Below are 9,136 nucleotides of genomic sequence, written 5' to 3' on the forward strand. Positions count from 1 at the left end.
CCCGTAAACCCAAGCGCGGCCGCGCCGAGAATGCCGAATGCAATATGTTTCATGACCCACATACCCTTTTCTGTTTTACAGGTGACCCTGTTCTCAGGCGACCCTGATCTTTTTCCCGTGTGAACGCAGCTCCCTTTCCGGCCACTCCCGGATCCCCGCATCGCAACCGACGCGCTGCCTCCCATTCACGAACTGCATCGAAGGCGATTATTCCTGTGAGGTCAAGGGAAATGACCGTTTCCCAAAGAGTTTGAAAACCGATTGCCGCAAATGCCCGAATTGCGGCCAAACGCGCCCGCAAATTAGCCGGAGCGTGCAACCAGAGTCGGCAAAGTCCGCCCTTCCGCATGAGCCCAACACCGGCAAAGATCAGCCTGGCGTTTGTTCCTGCTTCATTGGGGAAGACCTCGCCGGCGACCGCCACGGGCGAACCGGACGACGGCTGCATTCATCAATACAAATCAACATGCATGAAGATCAGCAGGCGGACGATCACCCGGCGCCGGCGAGCAGCCAGACGCCGATCGCCACCATCACCGCGCCGGAGATTCGCGGGAGAGCTCGGCCCGTCGGGACAGTCTTTTCCAGCAGGATGAGGATGGCGATCGCCGCGATCCAGAGCACGTTCATGACGCCGCCGACGAACAGCAGTGCCATCAACGCCCAGCAGCAGCCGAGGCAATAGGCGCCGTGCGCGATACCCAGCCGCAGCGCGCCGATCGGCGCGGTGCGGAATCCGCCATGTCTGGTCAGGAAGGCGATCGGCGCCTGGCATTGGCTGAGGCAGACGCCCTTCATCGGCGTCCATTGGTAGATGCCGGCGGCAATCAGGATGACGCCGCCGAGGATGCCGCTGTTGGTCGCCATCATCGGATCGAGCAAGGCGAGACGGGCGAGCAGCCATTGCGCGCCGGTCGCGGCAAGGCTGAAGCCGATCCAGACCAGCAGATAGCCGCTGAAGAACCATCCCGTCGACGCGATGGTGCGCCCGCTCGCCGCGGCCTTGTGGCCGACGCCGGCATAGAGCAGCAGCATCGGCGCCACCGACGGCGTCATCATGCCGACCATCATCACCGCCCACATGGCGAAGATGAAGCCGAAATCGGTCGCCGCCCAGGCGCGGAAAGCCGGCGCGACCGCCTCCCCCATATCCATGCCCGGCATGTCCATGCCGCTCATGTCCATGGTGCTCGTATCGGACATGTTCATGCCGGCCATGTCGCCGCCCGCCTGCGCGGGCGTGGCGGGCATGCCCATGTCGGCGGCGAGCCACAGCAGATAGGCCCAGGCGAGCACCGCAATGACGACGAGCGCCGCGGCGACGACCGCGCGGTCGCGCCGCAGCACCGCCTCGAGGGCCGTGTCGGGCATGGCGGCGTCAGTGCACGACGCCGCTTTGCGAAAGGTGGATTTCGGCGAAGTGGCTGTGCGTGTCCGCGACCTCGAATTTGATCGGGCCGGTCGCCTTGGTCCAGCCGCGCCCGGCTTCAGCGAGCGTGTATTCGAAGCCATGCGGCAGGTCGATGCGCGCCCGATGCTCGGCGCCGGTAACAGGGTTCTTGATCGGCTCGCCGTGCCCCTCGGCAATGCCAGGCACGCTCAACCGGGCCGTCCTTGCGTCGATGTCGACGTTGAAGTCGATCGCGGCGAAGATCGGATCGTGGACTTTCTCCAGCGTGGTCGAGAAGACCTGGAAGATGGTGGCGCCGGGCTCGGTATCCTGGCCGCTCAGGATGCGAAGCAGCGCGTCGCGCTGCGCCTGCGTTGCCCGCTCGTCGATGACCACCGCGGCCTCGCCCTTGCCGTGGTGGATCGCACCCGGCCAGCGAAAGACGCCGGCGAAGCGCAAGCCGTCAAGTTTGGTGTCGCCGTGCTGGCCCTTTTCGATTTCCATGCCGACGACCGCCTGGCAGAACCCTTCGGTTGGCAAGGCGTTGAACTGGCACGGACAGCCATAGGCGCAGTTGCAGTTGACGAATTCGCGTGCCTTCATCGTCCACTTGACGTCGGGCATCACAGTCCTCCCTTGGTTAGCGCGAAGTGCCTGCATTGCGGGGGAGACGGGACCGCGGCCAGATAAATTGTCCGGCGCGCATCAAGGCAACCCGGCAATGATCATATTAGACGTGCAATATATAACGTTCCCACACGGCCTGATAGTCGGATCAAAGTCCGATCGCCGGCGCCTAAGCCAGGCTCCGCCGCGGTCCGCCCGGCAAGGATTTGGCACATTGAAACACCGCCGACTGGCGGGCACCGGGCGGTTGCGTGGTCCGAGCCGCCGCATTATGGCTGGCGTCACCCCCACCACAGGCGAGAGACATGGCAAAAGACAACGGCGAAATGGGAATCAACACGCGGCTTGCCCATTCCGGCAACAATCCGCGCGACTATTTCGGCTTCGTCAATCCGCCGGTCGTGCATGCCTCGACGGTGCTCTATCCCGACGCGGCGTCGATGGCGGCGCGCAGCCAGAAATACACCTACGGCACGCGCGGCACGCCGACCATGGACGCGCTGACGCAGGCCGTCGACGCCCTGGAGGGTTCGGCCGGCACGATCGCGGTACCCTCCGGCCTGGCGGCGGTGACGGTGCCGCTGCTCACCTTCCTCGCGGCGGGCGACCATCTCCTGATCGTCGACAGCGTCTATCACCCGACACGGCACTTCGCCGACACGATGCTGAAGCGGCTGGGCGTCGAGGTCGAGTATTACGATCCGCACATCGGCGCCGGCATCGCCGCGCTGATCAAGCCCAACACCAAGGTGGTGTTTACGGAATCGCCGGGATCGAACACCTACGAGGTGCAGGACATCCCGGCGATCGCCAAGGCTGCGCATCAAGCCGGAGCCATCGTCATGATGGACAACACCTGGGCGACGCCGCTCTATTTCAAGCCGCTCGACCATGGCGTCGACATCTCGATCCATGCGGCGACGAAATACCCAGCCGGCCATTCGGACGTGCTGCTCGGCACCGTCTCGGCCAACGAGACGTACTGGAAGCAGCTCTACGAAGGTTTTTGCACGCTTGGCTGCTGCTCCGGCCCGGACGACATCTACCAGGTACTGCGCGGCCTGCGCACGATGGGGGTCCGGCTCGAGCATCACCGGAAGAGCACGCTTGCCCTGGCGAGATGGCTCGAGGAGCAGCCCGGCGTGGCGCAGGTGCTCTACCCGGCGCTGGAGAGCCATCCCGACCACGCGCTCTGGAAGCGCGACTTCTGCGGCTCGAGCGGCGTCTTCTCGATCGTGCTCAAGGGCGGCGGGCAGAAGGCGCAGCACGCCTTTCTCGACGCGCTGAAGATCTTCGGCCTTGGCTATTCCTGGGGCGGCTATGAGAGCCTGGCTGTGCCGGTCTTCCTCGGCGACCGCACCGTCGCCAAGGGCTCCTATGATGGGCCGCTGGTCCGCCTCCAGATCGGGCTCGAGGACGTCGACGACCTCAAGGCCGACCTGTTGCGCGGACTGGCGGCGGCGGCGGCAACGGCCTGACCTGCGAAGACAACCCGGGTTGAGGGATCGATTCCGCACACGACCGCAAGGCCTTGGCGCGATTGAGAAAGCGAAGGCCGCAGGCGACAGCCCTCTGACCCGCGTCGCGCAATAATATTCTCCGCAATCGCAAATGCGCGGATTGGTTTGGCTTCCAAATCCGCGACCGCGGCTGCATTGCGGGCAACGCAATTTCTCTTGCATTCAGGACCTGCCATGGCGTTCCGCCTTTTTGTCCCCATCCTTGCCGGCGCAACGCTGCGCGAGCGGCTGCTGGCCTGCATCGGCGCCACGATCGGCATCGCGCTGACCGGCGTGATCAGCGGGCTGGCGATGGGCGGCGGCCCGCATGTGGCGCTGCTGGTGGCGCCGATGGGCGCCTCGGCCGTGCTTCTCTTCGCCGTGCCGGCGAGCCCGCTCGCGCAGCCCTGGTCGATCATCGGCGGCAATTCGATCTCGGCGCTGGTCGGCGTCACCGTGGCGCATTTCGTGCACGATCCGGTGATCGCGTCCGGCCTTGCCGTGGCGCTGGCGATCGCGGCGATGTCGTTCACGCGCTGCCTGCACCCGCCGGGCGGTGCCGCCGCGCTCACCGCCGTGCTCGGCGGTCCGGCGGTCATCAGCGCCGGTTTCCTGTTCCCGTTCGTGCCGGTGGCGCTGAACTCGACCATCCTGGTCACGCTCGGCTTCCTCTTCCACCGGCTGGCGCGGCGCAACTATCCGCATGTCGCCGCTCCCGCCGCCAACAGCCACGGCACCGCCGATCCGGCGCCACGCGAGCGCGTCGGCTTCAGGCCGGAGGATATCGACGCGGCACTGACCGCGCTCGACGAGACCTTCGACATCGGGCGCGACGACCTCGAACGGCTGCTCAGGCAAGTCGAGCTGCAGGCGATGGTGCGCACGCATCGCACGCTGCTTTGCGAAGACATCATGTCGCGCGACGTGATCTCGGTGCCGGAAGATGCCTCCGCCGAGGCGGCGCGGCAGCAGCTTCTCGACCACAACATCCGCACCTTGCCGGTGATCGACGCCGAAGCGAGGCTGGTCGGCGCCGTCGGCCTGCGCGAGCTGACGAAAGCCACCGACACGGTGAAGGGCGTGATGTCGAAGGCCGGCACCGCCTCGCCCGACACGCCGGCGATGAGCCTGCTGCCGGTGCTGACCGACGGGCGCAGCCACGCGGCGGTGATCGTCGATGGCGAACGGCGCATCCTCGGCCTGATCACGCAGACCGACCTTTTGGCCGCAGCCGCGCGCGTGCAGACGGCAGACAAGGGCCTGGCCGCGGCTTAACATAGGCGCCAAAATCCGGGAACCTTTTTGCGGCCAGCGCGTCCAATGTCCCGATGGAGCGTCTTTGCAAGGAGATCGGGGCGTGATGAGGAAGCTTGCCGCTGCCGCGGCGCCCGAAACAGCATCCGGCGACATGGCGCTTGTGCGCCGTGCGCTGGCGCGCGAGGCGGACGCCTTCCGCCTGATCATCAAGACGCACAACCAGCGGCTCTACCGCATCGCGCGCGGCGTGGTACGCAACGACGCCGAGGCCGAGGACATCGTCCAGGAGGCCTATGTCCGCGCCTTCGCCAGCCTCGCCGCCTTTCGCGGCGATGCCTCGCTCTCGACCTGGCTGTCGCGCATCGTCATCAACGAGGCGCTCGGCCGGCTGCGGAAACGAAAGCGCACCGTCGCGATGCCTGAGAATCCGGATGCGCAGATCATCCCGTTTCCCCTCAACGCGAGCGACGATCCGGAGCGGACGATGGCGCAGCGGCAGATCCTCGCACTTGTCGAACGGGCGACCGACAGCCTGCCCGATGTCTACCGCAGCGTGTTCATCGCCCGCGTCATCGAGGGCTTCAGCATGGACGAGACCGCCGACCTGCTTGGCGTCAAGCCCGAGACCGTCAAGACGAGGCTGCACCGGGCGCGCGCCCTGGTGCGCAAGGCGCTGGACGACGAGATCGGCCCGGTGCTGCTCGACGCCTTCCCCTTCGCCGGCCGCCGCTGCGAGCGGCTGACCGAGGCGGTGATGAAAAGACTGGGGATCGAGGGCTGATTCCCGGGAACGTTTCGGCCCTTCCCGCATCCAATCAGCGTTAACCGAAGAACGCGAGCCCGGCACCACCGGGCGAAGGAGATGCCATGTTTACCCGACCGACCGTTGCCCTCGCCGCCCTGCTCATGCTCGGCGCCGCGCCGCTGGCGCAGGCCGCCGACAAGCCGACCGATCCGCAGATCGCCCACATCGCCTACACGGCGGGCACGATCGACATCGAGGCGGCGAAGCTGGCGATCGAGAAGTCCAAGACCAAGGAGGTCGTGGATTTCGCCAACGACATGGTGCGCGACCATGAGGCGGTGAACAAGCAGGCGCTCGACCTGGTCAAGAAGCTCAATGTCACGCCGGAGGACAACGCCACGAGCCAGGCGCTTGCCAAGGCGGCGGCAGAAGAACGCGGCAAGCTCGCGAAGCTCGACGGCGCGGCCTTCGACAAGGCCTATGTCGAGAATGAGGTGGCCTACCACAAGCAGGTCAACGGGGCGCTGAAGACCCTGCTCATCCCGTCGGCGAGCAATGCCGAGTTGAAGAGCCTGCTGGAGACCGGGCTGAAGATCTTCCAGGGGCATCAGCAGCATGCCGAGCATGTCGCCGGCAGCCTGAAATGACGGCGCTGACACGGCCGGCATTAGCGGCGCTGGCGCTGGCGCTCACCGCCAGCCCGGCGCCGGCGGAGACGATCACGGTGACCATCGACAAGCTCGTCTTCTCGCCGGCAAGCGTTACGGCCAGGGTCGGCGACACGATCGAGTGGGTGAACAAGGATGCGTTCGCCCACACGGCCACGGTGAAAGGCGGCTGGGAGGTGATGATCCCGCCGAAATCGACGGGAAAGACGACCCTCAACGAAGCCGGCGCGGTCGACTATTTCTGCCGCTTTCATCCCAACATGCGGGGCCGGGTAGCCGTTTCGCCCTGAGCCGCCGCGCGGTCCATTGCCATCGAGGCGCGCCTTGCCTCGCTTGGCCGGGTGATGTGCATCCATGAACCGCCAAAGGCGGGTTTGCGGCGCTCCCTCCAGGCGTCGAGGCCCTCGCGCAGATCGGCGGTCGGGACCAGCCGGGCGAACTGCTCCGCCTCGACCAGCAGACCCTCGGCGATGCCGAGCTTGATGCCGCGCGCCACCGCGGTGAGAATGCCGGCCACCGCGGTCGCCGAATGGCTGAGGATGCGCCGGGCGAGATCCCGGGCCGCAGGCATCAGCTCGGCGTGCGGCACGATCCTGTTGACGAGGCCGAGCTCGACGGCGCGCTCCGCCGAAAAGGTTTCGCCCGTCAACAGCAACTCCAGCGCCCGCTTGCGGCCGGCCAGCCGCGGCAGGCGCTGCGTGCCGCCGAAGGTCGGCGGCATGGCGAGGCTGATCTCGGGCTTGGCGAACAGCGCGCGGTCGCTGGCTATGGCCAGCGGCACCGCCTCGGCGATCTCGCAGCCGCCGCCGAAGGCAATTCCATTGACGGCGGCGATGACCGGCTTGCGGAAGGCTTCGAGCCGCGCCGTCAGCCGCTGGCCGCGCATGACGAAGTCGCGCAGCGCCACATCCGCGCCGGTGGCGACGCTGATCGAAAATTCGTGGATGTCGGCGCCGGCGGAGAAGGCGCGCTCGCCTGCTCCGGTCAGGATGACGGCGCGAACGGCGTCGTCGGTCTCGATCCTGTCGAGCATTTCGAGCAGACGATCGATCAAGGCGTAATTCAAGGCGTTGAGTTTTTCGGGGCGATTGAGCGTCAGCACCGCGACGCGGTCGTGGTTTTCGCAAAGCACAAGCTCGGTCATTTTTTCTCTCCGGCATGGAACTGCCGGAAAGGATCAGCTTTTGCGTTGTGTGTATATTCACTAGTCGGTATACTTGCGACATGAGCGAGCCCGCCAGCCCCACCCGCAAACGCATCGTCGATGCGGCGACGAAGCTGTTCTATGCCGAAGGCGTCGCTCGGGTCAGCGTCGACGCGGTGGCCGAAAAGGCGGGGCTGACCAAGCGCACGCTTTACTATCATTTCAGGAGCAAGGACGATCTGATCGCCGCCTATCTCGACGGCCGCGACCAACCCAACATCAAGCAGATGGGCGGCTGGTTCGACGCCGCCGAGGGCGGCGTCGACAAAAAAGTCGCGGCGATCTTCACCAATCTGGCGCGCGTGGCGCGGCACCCGAAGTGGAAAGGCTGCGGCTATCTGCGCACCGCCGCCGAGCTCGCCGCGATGCCCGGACACCCGGCGGTCAAGGCCGGGTCGCGCCACAAGACCAATTTCGAACAATGGCTGGCCGCAGAGCTTTCAAGCCACAACGTCAGCGAGCCCGGCATGCTGGCGCGCGAGATCGTGCTTTTGATGGACGGCGCCTTCTCCAGCATGCTGATCCACCACGATCCCGACTACATCGGTGCCGCCGGCCACGCAGCGGCGACGCTGGTCAAGGTGAGGATGGCAGAGCCGGCTCCGCCAGCAGCCAGTCGATCATCGCGGCGGCGTGGGCGGGTGATCAGTCGGGCGCCAGGATCGAAAGGCTGAGGCCGGTCGGCACGCGCTTTTCGAATGGCGCCCCCAGCGAGCCGGCGGCAAGCGGGCGCGAGGCCAGCGCGGGCCGGGACGGCCTGATCGAAATAGCTATTTCTGGCTCCGAAGGGCGACCCCGCACCCGCCGGAAACAACTTGTCGAAACGCCTGGCTGCCCATACCATGCCCGCCCCACGGCCAAAGCTGATCAGGAGGTCAGTGAACGGTCGGGTTCTTGAGCCAGTGCAAGGTAGGGAGGATAATCATGGCTTCCGCAGTACAGGCCGACAATGGCGTCAACGTAGAGGCGCTGCTCGCCGCAAAAGAAGCGCTTACCAACGCCCCGGAGGCCGCGCAGTTCAAGTGGCGCGCGGCATGCGAATGGAAGGATGGCACCCACAGCCACTCGACGGTCGAGAGTTTTTACGGCCTCGGCCAGGACCAGCATCGCAAGACCACCTTCGCATTTGACGCCGACCATCCGGAGGTGTTCGCTTCCCTGGATCAGGGCGCCACGCCAGTCGAGTACGTGCTGGTCGGGCTGGCCAGTTGCCTGACCGCCGGCATCGCCGCGGTTGCCCAGAACCGCAACATCCAGTTGAAGTCGGTGAAGGCGACCATCGAAGGCGACATGGATCTCGCCGGCATACTCGGCATCGACAGCGACGTCCGCAACGGCTTCAGCGGCATCACGGTGAAGTACGCCATCGACGCCGACGCCAAGCGCGAGGACATCGAGGCGCTCGTCGCCCAGTCGCAGAAGCGGTCGGCCGTCTATGACATCGTCACCAATCCGACGAACGTCACGGTCGTGGTGAACTGAAGGGCGGTTCGAGCCGTAGCTTTTGCTGAGAGGGCGCGATTAGTTCCGTCACCACAGTGATCGTCGGCGCAGGGCACGCGGGGCTCGCGATGAGCCGCTGCCTCGCGGAGCGCTCCATCGACCATGTGCTGCTGGAGCGCGGCGAGATCGCCAATAGCTGGCGCACCGAGCGGTGGGATTCGCTGCGGCTGCTCACGCCCAACTGGCAAAGCCGGCTGCCCGGCTTCCGCTATGACGGCGACGACCCGGACGGCTACCGGACGC

At 66.1% G+C, this 9,136-nt stretch carries 11 protein-coding genes; 8 read left to right on the plus strand and 3 right to left on the minus strand.

Features of this window, described 5'->3' with window-relative positions:
• Nucleotides 1-492: 492 nt before the first annotated feature.
• Both EN780_RS20395 and EN780_RS20400 read right to left on the minus strand, forming a co-directional pair.
• Nucleotides 493-1,371 (minus strand): DUF2182 domain-containing protein, encoded by an 879-nt coding sequence (locus EN780_RS20395; RefSeq protein WP_128275125.1) that lies wholly within the window; start codon nt 1,369-1,371, stop codon nt 493-495.
• A 7-nt stretch (nt 1,372-1,378) separates the two neighbouring features.
• Nucleotides 1,379-2,014 carry a DUF1326 domain-containing protein gene (locus EN780_RS20400; protein ID WP_128275126.1) on the minus strand — a complete coding sequence of 212 codons (636 nt, stop codon included), beginning with the start codon at nt 2,012-2,014 and terminating at the stop codon, nt 1,379-1,381.
• Nucleotides 2,015-2,322: 308 nt separating this feature from the next.
• On the opposite strand from EN780_RS20400, the gene EN780_RS20405 reads away from it, so the two are divergent.
• The 5 genes from EN780_RS20405 to EN780_RS20425 all read left to right on the plus strand — a co-directional run bounded on the left by EN780_RS20405 (nt 2,323) and on the right by EN780_RS20425 (nt 6,476).
• Nucleotides 2,323-3,495, plus strand: coding sequence for a cystathionine beta-lyase (locus tag EN780_RS20405; RefSeq protein WP_128275127.1), 1,173 nt, complete (start codon nt 2,323-2,325; stop codon nt 3,493-3,495).
• Between the two features lie 216 nt (nt 3,496-3,711).
• Complete coding sequence (locus EN780_RS20410) at nt 3,712-4,791, plus strand: HPP family protein (protein ID WP_128275128.1); 1,080 nt, start codon at nt 3,712-3,714, stop codon at nt 4,789-4,791.
• Nucleotides 4,792-4,876: 85 nt separating this feature from the next.
• The gene (locus EN780_RS20415) at nt 4,877-5,554 is read left to right on the plus strand and encodes an RNA polymerase sigma factor (protein ID WP_128275129.1); all 678 of its coding nucleotides are present in this window, start codon (nt 4,877-4,879) and stop codon (nt 5,552-5,554) included.
• 86 nt (nt 5,555-5,640) lie between these two features.
• Nucleotides 5,641-6,165, plus strand: coding sequence for a DUF4142 domain-containing protein (locus EN780_RS20420; RefSeq protein WP_128275130.1), 525 nt, complete (start codon nt 5,641-5,643; stop codon nt 6,163-6,165).
• Nucleotides 6,162-6,476: a cupredoxin family copper-binding protein gene (locus EN780_RS20425; protein WP_128275131.1), complete on the plus strand. Its 315-nt coding sequence runs from the start codon at nt 6,162-6,164 to the stop codon at nt 6,474-6,476. Before EN780_RS20420 ends, EN780_RS20425 begins: the two co-directional genes overlap by 4 nt.
• On the opposite strand, the gene EN780_RS20430 is transcribed toward EN780_RS20425, so the two are convergent.
• On the minus strand, nt 6,437-7,330 hold the full coding sequence (locus tag EN780_RS20430; RefSeq protein WP_128275132.1) for a crotonase/enoyl-CoA hydratase family protein: 894 nt from the start codon (nt 7,328-7,330) through the stop codon (nt 6,437-6,439). The genes EN780_RS20425 and EN780_RS20430 overlap by 40 nt on opposite strands.
• A gap of 80 nt (nt 7,331-7,410) precedes the next feature.
• Here EN780_RS20430 and EN780_RS20435 point away from each other — a divergent pair, with 80 nt between their 5' ends.
• The 3 genes from EN780_RS20435 to EN780_RS41580 form a co-directional block, all read left to right on the plus strand.
• Nucleotides 7,411-8,064 (plus strand): TetR/AcrR family transcriptional regulator, encoded by a 654-nt coding sequence (locus EN780_RS20435; RefSeq protein WP_128275133.1) that lies wholly within the window; start codon nt 7,411-7,413, stop codon nt 8,062-8,064.
• 250 nt (nt 8,065-8,314) lie between these two features.
• A complete protein-coding gene (locus EN780_RS20445) occupies nt 8,315-8,872 on the plus strand; it encodes an OsmC family protein (RefSeq protein WP_127286161.1) in 558 nt (185 codons plus the stop codon).
• 56 nt (nt 8,873-8,928) lie between these two features.
• Nucleotides 8,929-9,136: NAD(P)-binding protein (locus EN780_RS41580; protein WP_348631264.1), on the plus strand; the 208-nt coding region annotated here is incomplete at its 3' end.

It is taken from the genome of Mesorhizobium sp. M4B.F.Ca.ET.089.01.1.1 (assembly GCF_004022605.1).
GTDB classification, from domain to species: Bacteria; Pseudomonadota; Alphaproteobacteria; order Rhizobiales; family Rhizobiaceae; genus Mesorhizobium; species Mesorhizobium abyssinicae.